Here is a 22797-nt window from a genome sequence, read left to right as displayed (position 1 = left end):
TTATATTGAAATCCACCGTTGTTCAGTTAATGAGACAATAATTGAATCAATGGCATGTTGGTTTATATATCCGTCTTCCATATTGGCGTCGCATCCGTCGCCCTGTCCATTAACCAGATTAATAAAAGATGTCATTTGATCCACATGAAATTCTTCAGGAATATCTACTTTTATGAAGACCTCGCCGCCATCCTCAGAAGACTTAACATATAGTACATCCTCTTCTTCCAGGTTATAAAGAATCGCTCCCCGATCGCCGAAAATTTCCACTTGCTGAAAGTTTCCCCGCCCGAATGCGAATCTCGAAATGGCCATCGTGGACGAGGCTCCCCCTTCAAGCCGAGCCAGCACATGACAGAAATCATCAACATCCACCTCGCCCATGCCATCGCCTTCAAGTAGGGTGCGATCCTTGATAATCGTATCGGCATCTGCCATCACCCGTTCTACATTGCCCACAAGAAAACGTTGAAGGTCGAGCAAATGCGAACCTAAATCTCCAAGCGCGCCTGAACCGGACAGCTTCTTTCTGAATCTCCAGACTAGCGGAAGCCGCTCGTTAAGCCCCCAGCCTTGTAAATACTGACCGTAGACATGCTTGATCTCTCCTATTTTGCCCTGACTGATTAACCATTTCGCATATCTTACTGCCGATTTGTACCGATAACTGAAACAAATCATATGCGGTAGATGAGCCTCAGCCAGCAGATCACGCAACGCGGCAGCTTCCTGTACATCGAGAGTCACCGGCTTCTCTAGGGCAAACGGCTTACGATGCTTGATTGCCTCACAGGCTATTTCAAAATGGTTATAATTCGGCGTAGCGATCGTCACTGCTTCAAGTTCTGGGTCCGATAACATTTCTTTGTAATTCAAATATCTTCGTGCTTCCGGGATATTAAATTGTTCTCCCCTTCTCGCTAGTACCTCTTCCTTGCAATCACAAATCGCCCATAGGATCGCCTCTTCATTCGCCAACAGACCGGAAATATGCATGTCTGCTATTCCACCTAAACCAATTACACCAATTTTCAGCTTTGCCAATTTCACCACCCTATCCTTTCTCAAAAAAAATCTTCCACCTCTGTTTCATGCTATTAACGAAATTCTTCTATATATAGAAGAATTTAATTATGAAGGCAGCAATACCAAAAACCTAAACCGGGCAAGTTAACCTACGCGAGTTTGACAGCAAATGCCTCATAAGGCTGTAATTGTAGTTGCTTAAATTCCACGTTATCTCTAGAATAATTGCAAATAATCATTTCTTTGACCGGCCCCAGCTCTGGTAATTCCAGCTTCGTTATTTCTCCACTAAAATTGGCTGCTATTAACCAGGTCTGTTCTTCATACCTGCGGAGATACATAAATACTTGATCCGGCACGCCCGCCACTAGTTCAAAGTCACCCCATACAACGATTGGGTTATTCTTCCTTAGTTCAATCAATTTACGGTAGCAGTGAAAAACTGAATCTGGATTCTTCAGATTTGCTTCCATATTAATTTCCGTATAATTCGGATTCACATGTAACCATGGCTCTCCTGTTGTAAATCCTCCGTTAGGACTACAATCCCACTGAATCGGGGTTCGGCCATTATCTCTTCCCTTCACATTAATGGAATTAATAATATCTTCTTTGCTGTACCCTTGGGCAATCCGTTCATGGTACATATTAATAGTCTCAATATCTTGCGCTTCGCTGATATCCTGAATCGGATAATTGGTCATCCCGAGCTCTTCACCTTGATAAATGTAAGGTGTACCCTTCATCAAATGTAGAAGAATCGCGAACATCTTTGCGCTCTCTACTCGATATTGCTTGTCGTCTCCCCAACGGGACACAATTCTCGGCAAATCATGATTGTTCCAGAACAGACTGTTCCAGCCCTCGTTTCCCAATTCAGTTTGCCATTTCGCCAGTACCCGTTTTAATTCGCTTACAGCTAAGGGCTTTAGATCCCACTTTTCTCCCCAATCCTGCTGATCCAGACCAATATGTTCAAATTGGAATACCATCGACAGCTCTTTACGGTCCGGATTGGAGTATAGCTTCGCCACTTCTGGAGTCGCTCCCCAAGTCTCTCCTACAGTCAGAACATCATGCTTTCCGAATGTCTCCCGGTTCATTTCTTGTAGATATTCATGAAGCTTCGGACCATTTCCTGTAATTTCCTGATCCGGTATTTTCCCGACCAGATCAATCACATCCATGCGGAATCCGCCAACGCCTTTATCCAGCCAGAAATTCATCATGTCCCATACCTCTTGCCGGACTTTACTGTTCTCCCAGTTCAAATCAGGCTGTCTGCGGCTGAACAAGTGCAAATAATATTGACCGCTCGCTTCGTCGAATTCCCAAGCTGATCCGCTAAATGTCGAACGCAGGGAATTGGGAACGCCGCCATCTACAGGATCCCGCCAGATATAATAATCTCTATAGGGATTGTCCTTTCCCTTACTTGCTTCAACGAACCAGGGATGCTCATCGGAGGTGTGATTAACAACCAAATCCATAATAATTCGAATGTTATGTAGCTTGGCTCTTTCGATTAAATCATCCATATCCTCCATGGTTCCGAATTCGGTCATAATATCCTGGTAGTCGCTGATATCATAGCCGTTATCGTCATTGGGTGATTTGTATACAGGACTAAGCCATATTGCAGTTATGCCGAGTTGCTTGAGATAGTCAAGTCTGTTGATAATTCCCCTGAGATCGCCGATTCCATCCCCGTTCGTGTCTTGAAAACTTCTAGGATAAATCTGATATATAACAGCTGTCTGCCACCATCTTGTATTATTCATATCACGCACTCCTATTCGCTTAATTTCACTACAACCATGGACCAAACCTCCAGAGACGGTAGAGTAAATCTGGCAGCTAGCCCTTGTCCATGAGGTACAATTTCATAATCCAAAAAACATACTTCTTGGTTATGATCATCAGGGCTGGCTGTGAAGATGCACTCAATCGGCTGTTCAATCAGCAATGTGCAGACAACTCCATCTTGAGTTTCAGGACGCTTTTTCTTACCATGCTCCCAATAATCATCCTCAAGGCCAACAAGGTTAATTAGCTGTAAGATGTGATAACCTTGCATCCGTTTAATGATGGTCCACACGGAGCCAATATCTCCATTCGGTGCAAATGGCACTCTGCCTTCGAAGGTGATTTCGGTATTAACCCCTGCTGTATAGGTGTAAGACACATCTTCCAATTGCGTATTGTGTATCAAAGTACCAAACCGCACTATGAAATCATAGTAGCGTCTCACCTCAACGACAAATTCAGGCCGCATCACTGCATAATCGGGATAGTAAGGCATCGTCAGCATTCCATTATCCTCACCTAATAAGAGATGATATCCACCACTAGCAAATATAGATGCCATCGTTAGTAGCGCCCCGTTCTCAGCCCATTCCTTGTCATGTCCAGCTTTCGGGTAAAAAGAGGGAAGATAAGCGGAGAGGATAATCGGCTTGTCTTTATCCAATGATCTTGCATTATCGATAAGTCCTTTAAGCTCACGCAATCGGACTATTGGCGGCCATACTTCAATATAAAGTGCTTCCTGATCTGAAGATGCCGTTTTGCTAATGGGGTAATTACCCACATTATTGAATATGACCCCAGCCTCTGCTTTTATTTCCTTCACTGCCGCGCTGGTTCGATCAATAAGCGCCGGATAACATTCCGCCAGATCAACCAATTCTTCCCTTCCTTCGACCCTACGTATCCCTTTCTTTGGAAAACCGTATTGATCCATATGAATTCCATCAAATCCTACCTTTACTGCTTGACGGAATTGTTCAACAATATGATCAGTCCAAGGGGACCCTGGTGTGATGTCCATAATATAAAATAAGTCTATTAATTGAAACGGCTCACCTTGGCGATTATAAAGCCCCCATTCCGGCCGTGCTTGTAAAAAGTCCTTAAGGCTCGCGTATACAGCCCCATAGGCCAAGGCCGCCATCCCTTTATCGTGCAAGGCTGCCAATTTTTCACGAACAACTTTATAGGACATCATTCGACCCATCGGATCGAGAAATTCATCTTGATGCGGTACAAGATCATCATGTCGGTACATCCAATCATAGAACTGTATAACATTCAAATGGAATTTGTTCATACTTTCGACGTCACGTAATTCTTCGGATTCTTCCTTGCGAAAATCGCTTAAGAATCCATACCGAGGCGCCCGACTCCAATGATCGGCAATATCGTACGAAGTATAAGCTGTTGACACTGCAAATTTATCGTAAAAAACTGTAGCCTTGACCCCGTACCCAGCCCACTCGGTATCTTCAGTGAACAGGGGAATGCGCGCAATTTGTCTCAATCCTTTTTCCAGGCTGATCTCAAATGTTTCTTCAGCAACCTGCTTTTCTAATTTGTAGAACTCAACAACCAGTTCCAGAACCCTATCCTCTTGGGTCTCCAGCTCGACTATAATACTGCCTGCTTGGCCGGATTTGTACTGGGCTTGATCGGGATACATATCTATATAAGTCAGCATCGAATATTCCATATGAATACTCCACTCCTCTTCGCTGTATGATCCATTACAATCAAAAGGGGCATAACTAACGCATTATGCCCCTTTTGTCCGTCAGATCCGTTTAACAAATGAAATTATTGATCACACTCTGCTTATTTCTTGCCGTTTTCAGCCAGCCAAGCATCCAACTGCTTTTGCGCTTCCGCAATTACTTTGTCTGATCCCGCTGCTTTTTGTTTTTCCAGCATCTTAGGAAGAGCTTCTTCCGGATCGAGTTGGCCGGACTTCAACCCGTCAACAAAGGTTTTATTTGCGTTGTCGATCGAGATTAGTTCATTTTTGACCGGCTCCGGATCAAAGATAAATCCAAAAATCCGCGAAGGGTTTGCGGTAATCTGTTCGTTGAATTTCTCATAGTTCTGGTATTTATTCGGGTCTTCGCCTACACGTGTATAGTTAAGCATTTGATTGCCCACTTGCCACATAATATCATGGTAGTAGCCGACATTTTCTGTAGTTTTGCCTTCCGGCAGCGCAATTTGTCCGTCTTTAAGCACATAATGTGTTCCTTCAATACCAAAGTTGAAAAGGGTCAGAAGCTCCTTGTCCTTATAGAAAAGATTAAGCAGCATCATGGCGCGTTCCGGATCTTCAGAGCTTTTTGAAATCGCATACATGGTTGCCGTCATTTTTCCGGTCTGCAGACGGTCAATATTGAGCGGAATCTGCAGCATCTCGCGGCCCGCTTTAATCGAACCATTCGGTGAAACGGCAGCTTTGCCAATCTCCATATCAGCGATAATATCCATGTCAGTAACAAATGCAAATCCTTTACCTGCTTGAATTTTTTTCCAGGCATCCAGACCTGGTGTCAGTGCGTCCTTGTTAATATACCCCGCCTTGTACCATTTGTTGGTCAGCTTGGCAAGCTCCATATAACGTGGAGTAGTGAACGAGTTGATTACAGTATAGTCATCTTTTGCTGTTCCCACGGTGTTAATAACCGCAATGCTTGCAATGGAATCTAGATTCGTAGATGAATAGTAAGCTTCAAGCGGGAAGCTTGGCGCTACCAAAGGCGTAATCCCCGGTTCGTTCTCCTTGATTGTCTGCAGCATCGGTTCCAGATCTTCGACCTTTCCGGACTTCAAGACACTGAGATCAAAGTTGTATTTGTCCACCAACTCTTTGTTCAAATAAACCCCTTGTGTGCCGCCCAGCTCTTGGTGGGTATGGATACCGTACAGCTTGCCGCCGCGTTTAGCTGGATCATGATAATCCTTCTCAACAGCTTCGATATCCGGGCCGTATTTGGCGAGCAAATCATCAAGCGGCAGCAAGCCGCCCTTTGTCACCTGTTGCTGGAATCCGAGCCAATCCGCTGTAAACAGCAGATCCATTTTATCTCCGGAGGCCATCATCAGGTTTGTTTTATCGCTCCATGCGCCCCAGTCGATGGGATTCAATTTGACCGTCATGTTCATTTCCGGATATGTTTTTTTCAGATAATCATTCATTGCATCCTGTACCAGCTGATTGTCATTCTGAGGCGCATCGGGGAATACCATTACGACTTCGTAAGGCTTCAATTCGGAGCTGGCCGTCCCCTCCGGCTGAGCTGTGCCCGCCGGAGAATTCGCAGCATTATTTCCGCCACAGCCGGTTGCCACAACTGAAGTCAGCACCAACGATGTCAGTACAACAGAACTCTTTTTCAACCACTTCATAAATAGTAGACCTCCCTGGAATACTTCTGTTTTTCTTTAAATCCTTTACTTGCATATACTAATCCAGCATTATGCTGGGATCAGCCTTTCACAGCGCCTACGGTAAGACCTTTTACGAAATACTTCTGCAGGAAAGGGAATACCAGCACCAACGGTCCGATTGCAATCATCGCCATCGCCATCCGAATGGATTCCAGCGGTGTTGTGACCTGTGCGGTGGAACTATAAGCCTTATTCGCAATCGTCTGCAGGAACGAAGCGTTCATTAAGGTTTTGGTCAATAGATATTGCAGAGAGAACAGTTTCTCATTCTGGATGAAGACCAGGCTTGTAAACCAGTCGTTCCAGTAGGATACGGTGGTGAATAGTCCAATTGTAGCCATTACAGGCAAGGACAGCGGCAGAATAATGCTGAAGTATGTCCGGAATTCACCTGCACCATCTATCTGGGAAGAATCAATCAGTGAAGGCGGTATACTGTTCGTGAAGAATGTCCGCATGATGATAACGTTGAAGCCGCCGATCAAACCCGGAATAATAAGGGCCATCAACGTATCCTGAACATGCAAAAACCGGGTGTAGATAAGATACCAGGGCAGCAAGCCTCCCGAGAACAACATCGTAATCAGGATGTAGAAGCTCAGCGCCCCCCTGAGCGGAAACTCTTTCCGCGACAGCGCATAGGCCATTGCCGAAGTCACAAACAAACTGATGACAACACCAATCAACGTTACCGAGGCAGAAACGCCATAAGCCCGCAATATTTTTTCGGCATCTTCAAACAAATACTGATAAGCGACAAGACTGAATTTGCCGGGCCAGAAGCTGTATCCATTAACAGTTACCCAGTCTTCATCAGCAACCGAGATCATGAACACAAGCCAAAACGGGATCAAGCAGGCAAGGCTGAACAAAGACAGGAAAATAATGATAAAGGGATTAGTTCGTTTTTTTTCCATGGTTTTCTCCTTTTAGAACAAAGCATTTTCTTTGCTGAATTTACGGACAATCAGGTTGACGGTAATGACAAGTGTAAAACCAACAACAGACTGCAGCAGCCCTGCCGAGGAGGCGAGTCCCGTATCGCCGGTAACCATTAACGCCCTGTATACATAGGTATCGATAACATCAGTTGTCTCTTTGATCATCCCGGATGCCATGGTTGCCTGATAGAACAGACCGAAATCGGCGTTGAAAATCCGGCCAATCGCCAGCAATGTCATGATGATAATGATCGGAGCAATCAGCGGAATCGTAATTTTCGTCATTTGCTTCCAGCGGCTGGCTCCATCAATGACGGCTGCTTCATAATATTCAGAGTCTATCCCGACAATGGCTGCGAGGTAAACTACGGCCGAGTAGCCCACACCCTTCCAGGTGTTTACAATGGTCAAAATATAAGGCCAATGCTGCGCTTCCGCATACCAGTTTCTAGGATCTATCCCGAAGGGCTCCAGAATAAATTTATTGATGAACCCCAGTTCCGGATTTAAAAATCCATAAACGATGTAGCCGACAATGACCATGGAAATAAAGTTAGGCAGGATCACTGTGCTCTGAAAGAATTTAGAGGCAAATTTATTCTTGACCTCGTTGAGGAGAAGGGCCAGCATCACTGCCAATATCGTATTGATAAGCAAAAAGCTAATGTTGTACAGCAATGTATTCCTAATGATCAGCCAAGCATCGTTTGAAGCAAACAGAAACTTAAAGTTGTCCAGTCCGATCCATTTGCTTCCCCATATCCCTGCCGTATAATTCAAGTCCTTGAAAGCCAAGAAAATACCGAACATGGGCAGATAATTATTGATCAGCATCAACAGCACACCTGGCAGTGCCAGAACGATCAAGGCTCTGTACTTCCATATGGTTTTCCATTTTGAGTTGCGCTGCGAGATGCCAGATTGTGTCAGTGTTGCTTTTTCCGAAGCCATAGTTCCACACCTTCTTATTGGGTTATGGCTTTATTATAAGGAGATGCCAACAACTGCTCTGCCGTTTTTATAACCTCAGTCTAATCGTTTTGTGACTTTGCGATATTCCTGAGGATTGACGTCGAACTGCTTGCGGAACATTTTGGTGAAATGTGAAAAATTACTGTATCCTACCTGCTGCGCTATCGCGCTTACCGACATATCCGTGGTATCCAAAAGCTCGCGGGTGCGGTTCATCTTCACTGAGATCAGGAAATCAATGAGGTTCTGGCCGGTCTCTTTTTTGAACAGTCTGGAGAGATACGCCGGGTTCAATCCCACATAATCAGCGACGCTGACCCTGGAGATCTCTTCCTCTATATTCTGCTGGATGTAGCGAATGGACCGCTCAATTACACCGCCCTTTTCCTGCCGCTCGAATTCCGCCTCCATGACCGCCGATACAATCCCTTCTGCCCAATGCCTGTACTGAAGCAGTCCCCGTATGCGGGCGGTTGTCCAGTCTGTAAACAGGACTATGCTTCCCGCATTGATTCCTCTTACCTGCAAGAAGTGATATATAATCTGCAAGGTATCCTGATGCAAGGCGTCTAGATTTCTTCCCTGAAAGCAAGGATTGGCTTCCAGTTTCTCTGTCAGATTATGAATAAACTGCACAGCGGACTCACGCTTGCCATTCAGCATATAAGAGATCAAATCATTGAGCAGGATATCATCCGAATTAGGTGATAATAACATCTGGTCCTGTGGCATGTATAAGAGCACCGATTGTGTGCGAGAAATATTGTCACGCTCCATGATTTTTAAGCTTTCGCACATTCCCGGCAGCTCTTGAAGGGGTTTGAATGAGCCGACATAGCAGGTTACGATGCTGTAGAACAGCTCCCGGCAAGCTTTGATAAAACGTTTACCTATGTCCGTGAGCTGCTGAATTCTGAGCTTCCTAGTCGCCTGTTCTCCCATCGCGCCTTTGGCATACAGCAGAATGAACAAAACCCCGTTTTTGTCTGTGACGGCCTCCCCTTGATGCTCTTCTGTAAAAAATTCCTCCGCCGCTTTCTTCACGGCATATTCCATGATTTCCTGATCCCGCGGACTGAGCGGTTTAGTCCACTCCTCAATACTGATCAGAATAGGAAGCACCAGATCGTCAGAATTTAACCCCACGCCAGCCTCCGCCAGCTCCCGGTCAACAAAATCCCCAAAAGACAGGATACTGCGGGACAACAAATCCTGCCAGAAACGTTCCACACGCTTCGGCTTTTCTTTTTGCCATAAATTTAGATACTTATGATACATTTGGTTGTAGGACGCATACTCTTCCTTCTCACGGTTGGCTGCTATCATACCTGATACGACAGTCAACAGCTCATCTGTGTCAACAGGCTTCAGCAAATAATCAAAACTCCCGAGGTTAACGGCTTTCTTGGCGTAGGAAAATTCGGAATGACAGGTCAGAAATATCGATTCCGTCCAGGGAGAATATTCCCTAACCCAGCCAACCAGTGAAAGCCCATCTTCATCCGGCATTTCAATATCGCAAATCAGCAATTCTATTCTGTGTTCATTCAGAATCTCCCTGGCCTTGTCGGCTCTATTCGCCGTCAAGACCTCTTCAATCCCATACGCTTTCCATTCGCAGCAGTAGAGAAGCCCCTCCACAGCGAACTGTTCATCATCTACAATCAATAAACGCATCTCTCATCATTCTCCTTCCATATATTCAATGGGCAGGCTAAGCCGCACACGGAATCCGAACGGCTCATTTTCACTGAAGTGAATGTTGGCTTTGCCCTGATAGCGCATAGCCAATCTTTGTTTCACATTCCAGATACCAATGTGGCCGTCATCAGTTTCTGGCCTATAATCAGGTGAATTCAGCTCTTGTAGTTTTTGTTGAGTACTACCTCTTCCGTTATCCGAGATTTCAATAATCATTGTATCGGTGTTCTCTTCTGACTTGACTGCACAAATTTCCAGATAGAATGTTTCTGCTTTCAAACTTATGCCATGAAGCATGGCATTTTCTACAAAGGGTTGTACAATCAAGGAAGGTATAGAAGCGAGGATGATGTCTTCATCTATTGTGATTTGAAAATCAAAAGACTGCTGGTATCGCATCTTTTGAATTTCAAGATAATTGCGGAGATGATCAAGCTCCTGTTCCAAAGTAATGCTGTTATCCTTTACCTGAAGCATGAATCTGAAATACTGCACCAGATGCCGTACTGTCTTTTTTACTAATTCAAAGCGTTTCAGATCGGCGAGTTGGAAAATGATATTGAGCGTATTTAGAAAAAAGTGAGGATTAATTTGCATTTGCAAATGCTTCATTTCCGCTTTTTGAGCATTTAGCCGTTCCTCATACACGTCAATTTTCAGATTTTGTATTTCTACAACCATGGTATTGAAGGCCTGATTCAGCGCTTGAAACTCTAACAAGTTAGAAGAAGGAAGCTGGGCTTCCATAGACCCTTTTCTGATGCGGTGAATGCCGCCCAACAAATTCAGAATCGGACGAATGACTATACGGCGAAAATAATATAAGTAAACCAGTAAAATGATCAAAATAAAGAAGGGCAGTACATTAATAATCATTTGGAATGTATTCAAGCCCTGGAGTAGCTCGGAATCGGGGATTACCACAGATAGATTGATCCCCAGGGTGGATGACTGGCTAGACACAACTAACCATTTCCGGCCATCATGCATATAAGAAAATGAAGAATTCTGATTCATCTTATCGTGTGGCAGCTTGAAGTCGTAGCCCATCGATTTCGAAGAACTGGTTAAGATATTTCCTTCATTATCCACAATAAGCACATCACCGCCTGATTGCAGGTTCAGATTGCCCAGCGGTGAACGCATAGAATCGATTCGGATGAGCGCGCCGATATAACTGGGATTGCTCAGGTTATTACCGACTGTCCGGTTTATATAGTAATCCCCAGCTATATTAACTATTGTCCATTTGTACCGGAGTGGTTCCATTTTATCTTCATTGTGAACCTTGCCCGTGATCCAGGCTCTGATTTCATCCATATATTCCTCCGTGTTCCCTAATACATTGGATAATGTCAACATATCATTGACGCCGGAGTACAGATAGAACATATCCACGCTATGATAATAGGCCTGATAGGCTTGATTTCTTTGCATAATTCCCATACGGGCAAAATAATAATCGGAATCTTTCAGCCCTGGACGGTTGAATTGAAGGAAATTCTCGTCATGATCAACAATATCTACCAGATTAATAGTTATATCCTCGAGACTTCTCTCCATCATTTTCAGATTGGAGTTGACCAAATTCTGATAGGATCTGGATACCTGAGCCAATACATTTTCCTTGGCATAGTATCCCCCTGCAAAAAGAACGGAAAGAAGCGGAATCGTTATAGCAGCAAACAGTTGAATAAGCCTTACACCGAGCGAATTTTTCATATTTTTCATAATTCGTCCTTTCCGTTTGTTTGTTCCACAACAAAAAGAAAGGGCCACTATTGTGACCCCGACAGATTTGTTCCTTCTTCCTTCTGTTGTCACTCCCCGGTAATCCCTGTCTTGTCAATGCTCTCCACAAACCATCTTTGAACAATCAGATATAAGGTAACGAGCGGAATAATGGATAATAACGTTCCCGCAAAGGCCTTCGCCTCCGTAAAGTTCAAATTCGGATTTTGGTTGAAGTCTCCGCTTTGACTGGCTTTGACCGCAGCGCCGTAAGTGTTCTGTAGATCTCCGAGCAGCATCGGAACCGTCCGAATTTTGCCGTCCAGATAGAATGAAGTCAGAAAGGTCTCATTCCAATAGAGCGAGAAGGCATAGACGCCTACGATAATAAAGGCCGGCCCCGCCATAGGGATAGCGATTCTCCAGAACGTTCTGAATGCACCTGCCCCATCGATAAATGCCGCCTCTTCCAACGCCTTCGGAATCATTTTGAAGAACTGGAAGAAGATCAAAATAAACAAAGCCGCCTGCTCTCCCTGTCCGGTCAATGCCGGTATAATAAGCGCACCCAGATTCCCCTTCAGACCGAGCTCCATAAAAATCTGAAACCGCGGAATAAAAAACAAAGTCTTCGGGACGATATAGGTAAACAACAGCAGCAGCAACACGATATTTTTCCCTTTGAACTGGAAACGCGCTAGTCCGTAGCCCACTAGAGCGGAAGAAATGATTACACTTATTGTCGAAGCACCCGCCACCATAGTCGTTGTCAGGAATGAGCCGGGCAGCTGCAATGCCTTCCAGGTCATTTCATAGTTGAACGTATACAGACTGCTCGGCAGCCATTTCACCGTGCTGTCGACCAAGTCCACGTTTGACATGAAGCTGGCCGATAACATATAAAGCAGCGGATACAGGAATATAAATCCGAAGATAGTCAGAATCGTATAGGTTGCCGCCTTATATACGAATCCGTCGCTGATCTGCATACCGAACAGAAACTTCTTGAGCGGAGGCGTGTGTCTTCCGATTTGCTGCTTCAATTGCTTATACGGCTTGATTTGGACCGGTTGTTGAGTCATTTGGCCACCCCCTCTTTGGAATTTCTGCTGCGGGTCGCAAAATATAGGATAAGTATGAGTGCGATTTGGATTAAGGAATACAGCAGGGATAGCGCGGAAGCATAGCCTTCACGTCTGGACCCGTCGAATTTGGACTCCATAATGATGGTATTGATCGGATTCAAATCAAAATTTGCCAGGAAAACCACCAGATAAATTACGCATATGCTTACCAGTGGATAAATGGTGGGCAAGGTAATCTTCCAGAAAGAAGTCCACGGCGATGCCCCGTCGATGGATGCCGCTTCGTACATATCCTTGCTGATTTTTTGCAGCGCCGCGAGGAAAATCAGGATTGGCACTGCACTATACCACATCAACTGCAGAATCAGCTCAAACAGATTCACAATCAGCAGCAAAGCTCCCTTAGATGGAATAATCGTCCCCAGCGTCTCAAGGATGAAGTGATTGGCAGTGATGGACATGCCTCCATATATGCTCATATTCTCAATCAGTTTCCCATTCAAAATAATAATTGGCAGGAAGAACATTAACCGGTAGATTGCCTTTCCCCTTATTTTCTGGTTAAGCAGCATCGACACAATAATGGACAGAGCAATAATAACCGGGACATACACTAATGTGCCGATAAAATAATTTTGTGCTTCAACGACAAAGTCTGGCTCCTCTAACAGGATTCGTTTGTAGTTCTCTATACCCACCCAATTGTATCTCCACCCGGACTTCGATCCGAAGGATACCTTGTAGAAGCTCATATAGATCGTTCTGTACAGCGGATAAGCGACAAAGGCTAGAAAACCGAGAATCCAGGGACTTATAAAGAGAACGCCCATTAAACCTTGCTTGGTTTTTATGCTCAATTTCATAGAATCACGAACCCTTTTGATTTAATTCTAACGTCTTGATAGCGATACTCTGTATCCTTGTAATTAATCACTATTTTGCGGCCGTTGTCGTACTCTACAAGGACAACACCGTCGTCAATGATCGTATGGTTGATCATTTCACTACCCATTACATTATTTAGAGCTTCACTAACAACCGAATAATAATTGTCAATACGGTCCTCCAGAGTCTTCAGCTGCGAGACATAGACATCACTTGAACCTGTCCGTTTGATCTCATACGTCGATTCACCTGTCAGTACAAACGAAGGGAATACCCCGAATTCAATCAGCTTAAGAATGGCCTCCGCATCATTGGATGAGAAGTTCATGTAAGGCGAATACATATCCATATAACCGCTCAGGACTAACGGCACCAATGGAACTGTAGCATCAATGAAAATCAGATTGGAGGATACGATCGACGTGTCGTAATAATCACTGGCATATTTGAACAGATAAGCATCAGGCATATACAGGCCTGTTTTAATTCCATTATCATTCAAATACTTCAGAGTCTTCTCAGTGTACGCCATTCCCTCATTCGCATAACCGACTGTTCCATGATCATAGTGAGTAAATGGACTATTCCCGAATCCGTCCAGGGCCAGTTCGCCGATCTTATATTTCTTGAATGCCTCCAGATCCCGTTCAGCGAGGAAGGAATAGTACTTAGGATTATTCAGATAATTATACTGTGCCTTGTTTTCATTCAGCACGCTCATATCCTTGCGGTTTAACTTGCTCGCCGTATATTTCGTCTTCTCGTACCAGGATCTCGCGTAGTCCACATAATGGCTGAACTTGATATCATTCACGGAGAAATAATCCACGGCTTCTTTAAACGCCTTGCTTCCGCCAAGCTGATTCATCATGGTGAAACGATAAGCCCACTCATCCTTGACGAACATCTTGAATGAAACACTCAGCTCTGAGTAACCCTTCTCCTTCAATTTCCTTACGAGCTCCTGCGCCTGTATATAGGTTGTTGCCGGCACGTTCTCCACGCCCAGTGTTCCCATCGCCAATTCATTATTGACGAAATCAATTTTCATCGGAACCTGGTCGTGTGTCCTCCCCTTATCTTGTTTCAGCAGCCCGTCTTGCTGGATCAGGAAGCTGCGGAAGCCCTTGGCTACCCCGACATAGTTCGATTGGTCGCCCTCCAGAAAAACATAGCGCTGCACCAGCTCAAACCGATTCGGCTCCTCCTGAAAGCTGAGAACAGATTGTTCCTGATTTGTCCGACTCTGCACCTGCGCATACTGTGTACGATAGGTATAAGTAAAATAGGACTGATAGAAATTCGTCTGCAAATCACGAGATACATAATTATAATTCGTATACCCCTCACCGCCCTCGGCAATCACAAGCAAGCCGGAGCGGCCTTCCTCATGAATAATGCCATAAATCGGCAGCGTTATCCGTTCAAGCGGCTTCACAACGGTACGCCTGGGTGTGAACTCCGGAGTATCTTCATATCCCGGATCCGGACCATAGACAGGTGCCGAATAGCCAGTCGCATACTTCGGAATTTCTCTCAGCTTCACAATAGCCCCGGCCCCATCAGGCAAGACGATATAACCGTTCTCTTTATGAGTAGCACTGCCAAAAAACGGATATGGAATAATCTCGCTTAGCCGGATGTCGTTGTTTCCCGGCTTGCCAAGCTTGGGGTTATATTCCTCGATACTTCTGCGCGGGACATGAATAATTAAATCTCCCTCTTGCAGTGCAACAACAAGGTCAAACTTGATCTTAGCCTTGGTGAAATCTATCGTTGCTGTAAAGCCCTCGTCCCTGTACTGGTAAGTCAGCTTCGCATTATCTCCCAATATAGTTCTTCGGCCGGAGGTGAATTTGTTATACGTGACAATGGAAATCCCGGATTTAATATAGGCTGCAACCTCATTGCTGTACTTGTTACCTTTCGTATTCACACTGACATCATAAGAGAACCACGTGCTGCCGTTGCACTTGTCCTTAACCGCTATGGCTGCCGTTTCTTCCTCCAGATAAAGCTCCAGCTTCTCGTTGCCGGCCACCATCCTGAAGGCAGCCGGAATTGGAGCGGCACTGCCGGCGGCAGCGCCGCTATTGAAGCAAGTCTGCTGTGCATTGTTCACAATAATATCTTTATAATCATTCTGGGCAGCGGCTATGCCGTATTCGACCTTCTGGCTGTCGCCAATTAAATAATTTATACCGAGTGCCGCTGCAATCAGAAGAACTATTCCGTATTTCAACCATCTCTTTACCATTTTTTGCTCGCCTCCGTAATCACGTCATACCCGAAATCAAGTAATTGACTGCCCAGCGAGTACAATACAAACAGGAACAATCCGATGATAAGCATCGTAAACGTACTCTTGAACACGACGTTAACCGTCTCTCCAACCTCATAGCTGTGAATGTCCTTGATCATAAAAAACATCAGAAAGGCAATCCATAGCATCATGGCCTGAATCGGCAAGTGATAGAAGACCGATTGTTCCAGCGTCAAGCCGTTGCTGAACAAAACAAGCGGAGGCAAAACAACCAGAATTGGACTCAGCGCATATGCCGTGGCATTATAGACATCCCTGAATCTACCTTCCCCATCGCTGATGGAGCAAATGAGATAATTGGAAACCATCCATAACACCGCAAGCCCGAAAATGATCCATAACTGATGAAGAAAGTACCCTTGTTTTTCAACAAACAGACCGCTGGTGTGATCATGATGCAGAATGAATACGGCGAATATCAGCATGTAGATCAGAGTGGCCGATTTTCTGGATACTCTGTTCTGATATTTAATTTGGTAGAATCCATCCAGCGGATGCCTCAGAAAGGTGAAGATGAACATCAGATCGCTAATGACTTTGACCTTGTAGATAACCTTCAGCCGATCCTTAATCTTGGTCCAATATTGATATTTCCGGTTCGTAAATTTATGGGCATATCCAATAATCAATAAACTAAGTAACAGTGCGAAAATAACATCCAGATGGTTCTGCAGCCAGGACTGGCGGATTTCCCAGAATGCTTCCGATACGCCTGCCTTGTACTGGGCATCCTTGAATTCTTCATAGGCCTCACCAGCCTCTCCATCCCGAAGGTAAGCCTCACCCAGACCAATTCGCGCCTTGTCAAAAGTTGAATTGTATTTCAACGTATATTCCCAAAGCTTCTGGCTCTTGGCGTACTCCCCGTTCTGATAGGCGTCCATTGCTTGATGTACCGCACTTGAGAATTCGGACGAACGGTAGATTTGGAGCAATTTCATCCCTTGATCGACTACGATCACTTCATCCGTCGAATTGGAGGCAATGCTTACAGGCCGATTCAGAAGCCCGAGGCGGCTGGAGTTGAAATCCTTCCCTCCGAACATAAAGAGCAGATTGCCATTGGCATCATATTCAAAGATCCAGCCATCCGAGCTCACGGAATAGACAGTGTTATGACCTCCAACCCATACACTTTCCATGGAATAGGTCCCGATGATACCATCTGGATAATAATTCGTTCCCGAGACATTGAACTTCTTGATCGGGTTAGATTCCACAGAAGATGTAACAGTGTAAATAAAGCCCTTCTTGTCAATCGCTAAATTGCTGGGAACGTCAGGAAGAACCTTCTCCAGTTTGTCTTTTTGAGTCTTGGTCAGAAGACTGGACCGCAATTGATCAAGAAAAGGAACCTTTAACGGATTCCCTCCAAAGAAAGTGATAAATTCTCCATCCCTGTTCAACATGATCAGACCGTTGACCGAGCCAGCGCTTCTTACGTAAATATTGCCTCTTAAATCAACCGCGATATGGGTCGGGCTAAAATCGTAGCCTTCAGTAAAAATCGGCGAATCCGGCTTGCTGATTTCCTTTTTGAATGCGAAAGAGGATTTGTCAAAGATATAAATCTGTCCTGCCCCGGCATCCACCACATAGATGGAATCCTTCGTTACAAATGTGCTTTGGACCGCGGAGAACTTATCACTTGTGAGTTCCTTGTAGAAGCGTAATTTCCCGTCCAAAACAAATACCTTGTTCAATGCGCTGTCCGTAATATATACGTAGTCTTGCTCATCCACAAACACATGCTCGGGCGTATCCAGTCTTTGCCCGTTGATTTCTCCAATCTGCGTGACTGGCGTATAGGCGTCCTGCGTCCGGATCGTATAACCTTCACTGTCACTGGTGTAAGTGAAGTAGGGAGCATCCGAGGCCGCATAAGCCTGTGACGTACTGAGAAACACCATGATCAGCGCAACCGTCACCAATTTCAGCGTTCTTTGCATTGTCCACTTTCCCATATCACTTAATCCCCGTATGAGCCATGGAATCCATGACCTTATTTTGTAAAATTATAAACAGTATCAGATTCGGCAGGAACATGACTAGTCCGGCTACGGCCGACAATCCCGCCCCAGCAACGATGTTCCCCGATTGCGCCACCAAGGTGTTCAAGTAGAAGGGCAGTGTGCGCAGAGATTCATCGTTCATGAAATTGGCAGAGCTCTCAGCATTGCCCCAGCTGGCCTGGAAGGTCAATATCGCGACAGTCACGAGGGCCGGCTTCACCATCGGCAGCATCACGCTCCAATATACTCGCCAGTTTCCTCCTCCATCCATTTTGGAGGCTTCAATCAGATCATCCGGAACCTGATCCATAAATTGCTTGAGCAAGAAAATACCGATTGGCATCGCCAGCATCGGGATAATGTGCGCGAAGTAGGTATTGAATACACCCATTTTCTCAATAATGAGAAAACGCGGAATCGCTACAGCGACCGGCACAAACATCAGAGCCAGCGTGTTAATCTTGTTAAAGGTTTCCTTGCCTTTGAAATGCAGCTTCGACAGTCCGAAGGCCGCCATGGAACTAATCGCTAACGTCGACAGAATAACAATCGTTGTCGTGAGGACACTGTTAAATACGTATCTGGATAACGGAAGTCCTGATTCCGCCGAAAAATGAAGCAGTAGACGGAAATTCTCAAAAGTCGGCTGGCTTACGAAAAACCTAGGCGGATACGCAAACAACTCCGTAAACGGTTTGAATGAATTATTAATGATAAACACAATCGGAAGGACCATAAATATGGACAACACAAGCAAAAATATATGAAAGCCCAGCTGGTCTTTATGCAGTTTATCGGGATTGAACTTGACCATTCTTCTCACCACACTAACGAAAGGATAAACACTATTTATTTATTCTCCGAACAGCTTGTAGCTGACCTTGTTGAATAAAATAACAATGCATAACAAAGCTACAGTAACCGCAGAGGCATAGCCCATCTCATAACGGACAAAACCGAAATCGTTGGCATGGTCAACGATCAGCCATCCAACGTATTGGGGGGGCGGTGTCCCTCCGCTAAGTGTAGCGGCCATGCCCGCTGCATTAAATGTGCCAATAATAGCCATCACTGCACCGAACAGCATTTGCGGCTTCATGGACGGAATCGTAATGTAGAATATCTCCTGCCAACGGTTGCGGATGCCATCAATATAAGCAGCCTCGTACATTGTCCTGTCAATATTGAGCAGACCAGCCAGCATCGCCAGAAAGCCTACACCCATGCTTCCCCAAAGCGCGATAAATATCATGATCGGCATCAGCAGCTCCGGAGACTGCAACCATTGCACCGGCTCCTGGACGATGTTCAGCTTCAGCAGCCAGTAGTTTAGATAGCCGGCCTGATCTCCGCTGAACAGCACTTTCCATACAACCGCCATCATGACAGGGCCTGTTATGGAAGGAGAATAGATAATAACGGTATACAGGGTTCTCATTCTGTGAGTCACCTGGGACAGCATCCATGCCAGCATAAAAGCCAGCATGTATCCGAAGGGCCCTACGATAATGCCGTACAGCAGCGTATTCGGCACCGCATTCTGGAGAAACACCGTATCACCTGTAAACAAGTCGATGTAATTCCGGAACCCGACAAATCTAGGGAATTCAACTGTATTAAAGTACGTAAATGACATCGCCGCGGCAATGACTACCGGAAGTACAATCAACAGCAAAAACAATATGGCATAAGGCATGATGAACAGATAAGGAGAATCTGCTACGCGTTTAAAGCGGCTTTCGGTTTTTCCGCTCAGGCCAGGCTTCAATTTCCGGTTAATCGGGGTGCTACTTTCCATTTTCTCTCACCCAATTCTCTACATTATCAATGGTCGGAACCTTATAGGGTTTGACCAATTTCCCGTCAGCAATGTACCCAAATTCCTTCAGCTTCCTTTCAAGCTCCCGGTTGATGGTTTTGACCGCATTATCCAGAGCCGTTCGCGGATTTTGCTTACTAAAGACGACCGCATTCCATGCATTGCTGATCTCACGTTCCACCACGTAATCGCCCGGGACCTTCCCGGTCGCTTGAATCCATTCCCACTGCTGCATGATCGCGTCCTTCGAATCGGAAGGCCATGCACTGTCGGCAAAGCCCTTCAAATTCGCAGTCATATAGAGGAACTTCTCTCCCAGGGTCGATTTGATATTGTAAGAGAACTCACTTTGCACATTTGCGCTTTCCCACCACCTGATAAACTCCCAAGCCGACTTTTTCTTGTCACTGTTCTTAAAAATGATGCTGGAGGAGCCGTACGTAGGATCCCAGCGTTCAATTACACCCGCATCATTTCTGACACCCGGAATCGGAAGAACTCCCCATTGTCCTGCAAGATCCGGTGCAGCATACTTCAATTGAATGTAGGTATTAGCATCGCCAATTCCTACTGGTGCCTTCCCGTTTCTGAAGTTTTGGAAGAATTCTGAGGTTGTAATCGGTACGTTATAGACCGTGAATAGGTCTGTCATGAATTCAAAACCCTTGTAGGCGCCTTCTTTGTTGATGGCGGTCTTACTTCCGGTTTCATCGTACAATTGCCCGCCAAACTGGTATAGAAATGGCGTCGTGGTATCGAATCCCTTAAAGGAATTATTTGATCCCAGCGGAGTATAGAAGTTCATATCATATTTCTGCAGCATTGGGACAAGGCCCGCTACATCCTCCCAGGTCTGCGGAGGCTCTTCACCCAGAAATTTTAGGATATCCTTCCGGTAGAATAACAGCTTGACATCCTGAGTTTCCGGAAATGCATAAACACCTTCATCGTAAATAAAAGGAATAAACGCTCCAGGATGGAACTCTTCAGCCAATTTGTAAAAACCGTCGTAACCCCTTAAATCCTCAATAATTCCCCGAATGGCCAATTCAAAGGGTTTGCCAAAGCTGACACCCATCGCTGCATCAGGGGTGCTGTTAGCCGCATTGGAGAGCACGATCTTGTTTTCGTCCGGCAATATGGACAGATTGATCTTGATTCCAGTAGCAGGCGTAAACTCCTCATCGATCATCCGCTGCATAATTTCTACATACAATCTGGACTGATTGACCCAAATCTCAACCGTGTCATCATCTATCTCTCCGGCCTTTGCATACCGGGGATTGCCAAAGGAATAGAAGAAAGCTTTAATATTCTCGACAGAGCTTGTAAGCAAGCCGGAATCTGCCTTGGGCAATTCCTCGCTGTTACCAACATAGATCTTGTCCAGATGCATCGGATTATACACCAGCATAGGCAGGACCGATTTAATCCGTCCGTAAGCGGAGGATTGGTCGCCCATAAATTTGCCCATGTAATGGGGCAGCTCATTCGAATCCCCAATAAATTCCTCCACCAATTGCTTGGCTACTTCAAGCTGTGACAGCGCAGGTAAATCCCTATTACCTGTCTCTTCGATCAGGGCGAGCTTCTGCTCCTCAAGCTTTGCAGAAATTCCTTCCAGATAGGTTGAGATTTCAGGAATATATTTTTGTATATTCCATTTCCTCTCTTTATCGATAAGCCCTCCTGTCAAGCGGTTAACGCTTTGGCTTGTGGAATCAATCATCTCAGCCGTTTTGAGCAGTTCATGATAAATATCTCTTATCCGAGTATTATCAATGGACAGCGACAGGATATGTTTCCCTTTTTCCAGATATATTTCATAAGGAACACCTTGTTCATCCTGAAGAGTTGCATTCGTCCAGCCGCTGGAATAGTCAAATGAATAAGACTTCAGTTCACTGAAGGGAACTTCTCCGTCAATTTCAATACGCCGGTGTGTCGGCATCCCGTTATTGGTATCTTGGGAATACTTGAAGGTCAGATGATAGAAGCCGCTTTCCTTAACCTCAAGCGGATAAGAGACCTTGTCACCGCTTTCTCCGAACGAATAACCATCCAGCACATTCAACAGCCGGTGTTTGTATGAATAGGGAGTAATGCTCGAATTACGGACATATTTGGCCCGAATGCTTTGTCTGCTTTTCACAGCGATATCTTCGGCTTCAATCGTCACAACAGGTTCTGAAACCGGCTTCTCTGCCCCATGTGCCGCCGCATATTCTTTATAAGAAAGCTCGGGACTGGCCGTATTGTTCAACCACGCCTTCCCGATCAGCACATATCCCTCCTTCAGCGTGAACGAAATGAGATTTTTGCCTTTGTTCAAATGGAATTTCATGGGCTCCGTATAAAAGAAGTTAGGATCAGAAAGTCCTTCATTCCGCCAGGACGCAGAGACCACCGACTTGGGAGTCAGTTCGTCCCCGTAACGGTCAACCTTGTGCTCCGTATTCTGTGTTTTCCAATCTATTGCGAGCTTCAGCTCATTCATTTCGTTATACTGCTTCTTGCCGTTGATCTCTACCTGGAGCTCAGGGTTTAAAGTAGACTGCTCTAAAATATAGTCGTCGAGCCAAATTTCATACAGACCCTCGTCCTGGACCTCTACTTCATAAGTCAGAACATCCTTTGGTGCAGCGTAAAGGACATCGCCGCCATAGCCTTCACTTCGCGAAGAACTATAGATTTGCCCGCCCTTGACAAGCTTCATTGGAATGCTCTCAGGCAGTATCGGAGTAGCAACCTGGTCTTTGGTCCACTGTTTGAGAACATTGTAGTAGTTACTGTCACCGCTTTTGTTGGTCATATAGGCCTCGACAGCCGCTATGCTCCGTTGAGATTCGGCTTGCGACAACACGGTTCGGGCATCGTTATCCGTTAAGCTGACGGCAAGTACTCCGGCAGCCACTGCAATGAATCCAAAACCGGCTATTACATACCCGATTTTTCCCTTGGTTTGCACTTGATCACAACCTTACATCGTCAAGTTTTACTAAAGTGACCATAACTACCGATCGGATTCCGCCTAACCGGTAGTTATGGGTATTGC

Annotated in this window: 15 protein-coding genes; all 15 read right to left on the bottom strand. The window is 45.3% G+C overall.

Annotated features, from left to right (window positions below; genetic code table 11):
- Positions 1–1050 (bottom strand): Gfo/Idh/MocA family oxidoreductase, encoded by a 1050-nt coding sequence (locus MKZ16_RS07125; RefSeq protein ID WP_256715559.1) that lies wholly within the window; start codon positions 1048–1050, stop codon positions 1–3.
- A gap of 125 nt (positions 1051–1175) precedes the next feature.
- A complete protein-coding gene (locus MKZ16_RS07120; protein WP_076107171.1) occupies positions 1176–2807 on the bottom strand; it encodes an alpha-glucosidase in 1632 nt (543 codons plus the stop codon).
- Positions 2808–2818: 11 nt separating this feature from the next.
- Positions 2819–4534, bottom strand: a complete 1716-nt coding sequence (locus MKZ16_RS07115) for a glycoside hydrolase family 66 protein (RefSeq protein ID WP_081388058.1) — start codon at positions 4532–4534, stop codon at positions 2819–2821.
- A gap of 122 nt (positions 4535–4656) precedes the next feature.
- Entirely contained in the window at positions 4657–6231 is a 1575-nt protein-coding gene (locus MKZ16_RS07110; RefSeq protein WP_042125256.1) for an ABC transporter substrate-binding protein, read from the bottom strand.
- Positions 6232–6311: 80 nt separating this feature from the next.
- Positions 6312–7190 (bottom strand): carbohydrate ABC transporter permease, encoded by an 879-nt coding sequence (locus MKZ16_RS07105; protein ID WP_042125254.1) that lies wholly within the window; start codon positions 7188–7190, stop codon positions 6312–6314.
- Positions 7191–7202: 12 nt separating this feature from the next.
- The gene (locus MKZ16_RS07100; protein WP_081382504.1) at positions 7203–8165 is read right to left on the bottom strand and encodes an ABC transporter permease subunit; all 963 of its coding nucleotides are present in this window, start codon (positions 8163–8165) and stop codon (positions 7203–7205) included.
- Positions 8166–8240: 75 nt separating this feature from the next.
- Complete coding sequence (locus tag MKZ16_RS07095; RefSeq protein ID WP_076107173.1) at positions 8241–9863, bottom strand: helix-turn-helix domain-containing protein; 1623 nt, start codon at positions 9861–9863, stop codon at positions 8241–8243.
- A gap of 6 nt (positions 9864–9869) precedes the next feature.
- A complete protein-coding gene (locus MKZ16_RS07090; protein WP_076107174.1) occupies positions 9870–11618 on the bottom strand; it encodes a sensor histidine kinase in 1749 nt (582 codons plus the stop codon).
- 89 nt (positions 11619–11707) lie between these two features.
- Positions 11708–12700, bottom strand: a complete 993-nt coding sequence (locus MKZ16_RS07085) for a carbohydrate ABC transporter permease (RefSeq protein WP_081388059.1) — start codon at positions 12698–12700, stop codon at positions 11708–11710.
- The gene (locus MKZ16_RS07080) at positions 12697–13566 is read right to left on the bottom strand and encodes a sugar ABC transporter permease (RefSeq protein WP_042125245.1); all 870 of its coding nucleotides are present in this window, start codon (positions 13564–13566) and stop codon (positions 12697–12699) included. The genes MKZ16_RS07085 and MKZ16_RS07080 overlap by 4 nt, the downstream gene beginning before the upstream one ends.
- On the bottom strand, positions 13563–15845 hold the full coding sequence (locus tag MKZ16_RS07075; protein ID WP_076107176.1) for a DUF5696 domain-containing protein: 2283 nt from the start codon (positions 15843–15845) through the stop codon (positions 13563–13565). The genes MKZ16_RS07080 and MKZ16_RS07075 overlap by 4 nt, the downstream gene beginning before the upstream one ends.
- Positions 15839–17875, bottom strand: coding sequence for a YIP1 family protein (locus tag MKZ16_RS07070; RefSeq protein ID WP_042125241.1), 2037 nt, complete (start codon positions 17873–17875; stop codon positions 15839–15841). The genes MKZ16_RS07075 and MKZ16_RS07070 overlap by 7 nt, the downstream gene beginning before the upstream one ends.
- A gap of 1 nt (position 17876) precedes the next feature.
- A complete protein-coding gene (locus tag MKZ16_RS07065; protein ID WP_042125239.1) occupies positions 17877–18737 on the bottom strand; it encodes a carbohydrate ABC transporter permease in 861 nt (286 codons plus the stop codon).
- Positions 18738–18776: 39 nt separating this feature from the next.
- Positions 18777–19721 carry a sugar ABC transporter permease gene (locus MKZ16_RS07060; protein WP_042125235.1) on the bottom strand — a complete coding sequence of 315 codons (945 nt, stop codon included), beginning with the start codon at positions 19719–19721 and terminating at the stop codon, positions 18777–18779.
- Positions 19711–22710: an extracellular solute-binding protein gene (locus MKZ16_RS07055; RefSeq protein WP_052414505.1), complete on the bottom strand. Its 3000-nt coding sequence runs from the start codon at positions 22708–22710 to the stop codon at positions 19711–19713. The genes MKZ16_RS07060 and MKZ16_RS07055 overlap by 11 nt, the downstream gene beginning before the upstream one ends.
- Positions 22711–22797: the final 87 nt, after the last annotated feature.

The organism is Paenibacillus sp. FSL R5-0928, assembly GCF_037970385.1.
GTDB lineage: Bacteria > Bacillota > Bacilli > Paenibacillales > Paenibacillaceae > Paenibacillus_AQ > Paenibacillus_AQ odorifer.
Note: the sequence above shows the minus strand (reverse complement) of the source record. Positions and strands in the feature narration are given on the sequence as shown.

Excerpts from the sequence above, each read along its gene's own strand:
- MKZ16_RS07120 (WP_076107171.1), bottom strand. The coding sequence starts at position 2,807 with ATGAATAATACAAGATGGTGGCAGACAGCTGTTATATATCAGATTTAT.
- MKZ16_RS07115 (WP_081388058.1), bottom strand. The coding sequence starts at position 4,534 with ATGGAATATTCGATGCTGACTTATATAGATATGTATCCCGATCAAGCC.
- MKZ16_RS07110 (WP_042125256.1), bottom strand. The coding sequence starts at position 6,231 with ATGAAGTGGTTGAAAAAGAGTTCTGTTGTACTGACATCGTTGGTGCTG.
- MKZ16_RS07105 (WP_042125254.1), bottom strand. The coding sequence starts at position 7,190 with ATGGAAAAAAAACGAACTAATCCCTTTATCATTATTTTCCTGTCTTTG.
- MKZ16_RS07100 (WP_081382504.1), bottom strand. The coding sequence starts at position 8,165 with ATGGCTTCGGAAAAAGCAACACTGACACAATCTGGCATCTCGCAGCGC.
- MKZ16_RS07095 (WP_076107173.1), bottom strand. The coding sequence starts at position 9,863 with ATGCGTTTATTGATTGTAGATGATGAACAGTTCGCTGTGGAGGGGCTT.
- MKZ16_RS07090 (WP_076107174.1), bottom strand. The coding sequence starts at position 11,618 with ATGAAAAATATGAAAAATTCGCTCGGTGTAAGGCTTATTCAACTGTTT.
- MKZ16_RS07085 (WP_081388059.1), bottom strand. The coding sequence starts at position 12,700 with ATGACTCAACAACCGGTCCAAATCAAGCCGTATAAGCAATTGAAGCAG.
- MKZ16_RS07080 (WP_042125245.1), bottom strand. The coding sequence starts at position 13,566 with ATGAAATTGAGCATAAAAACCAAGCAAGGTTTAATGGGCGTTCTCTTT.
- MKZ16_RS07075 (WP_076107176.1), bottom strand. The coding sequence starts at position 15,845 with ATGGTAAAGAGATGGTTGAAATACGGAATAGTTCTTCTGATTGCAGCG.
- MKZ16_RS07070 (WP_042125241.1), bottom strand. The coding sequence starts at position 17,875 with ATGGGAAAGTGGACAATGCAAAGAACGCTGAAATTGGTGACGGTTGCG.
- MKZ16_RS07065 (WP_042125239.1), bottom strand. The coding sequence starts at position 18,737 with ATGGTCAAGTTCAATCCCGATAAACTGCATAAAGACCAGCTGGGCTTT.
- MKZ16_RS07060 (WP_042125235.1), bottom strand. The coding sequence starts at position 19,721 with ATGGAAAGTAGCACCCCGATTAACCGGAAATTGAAGCCTGGCCTGAGC.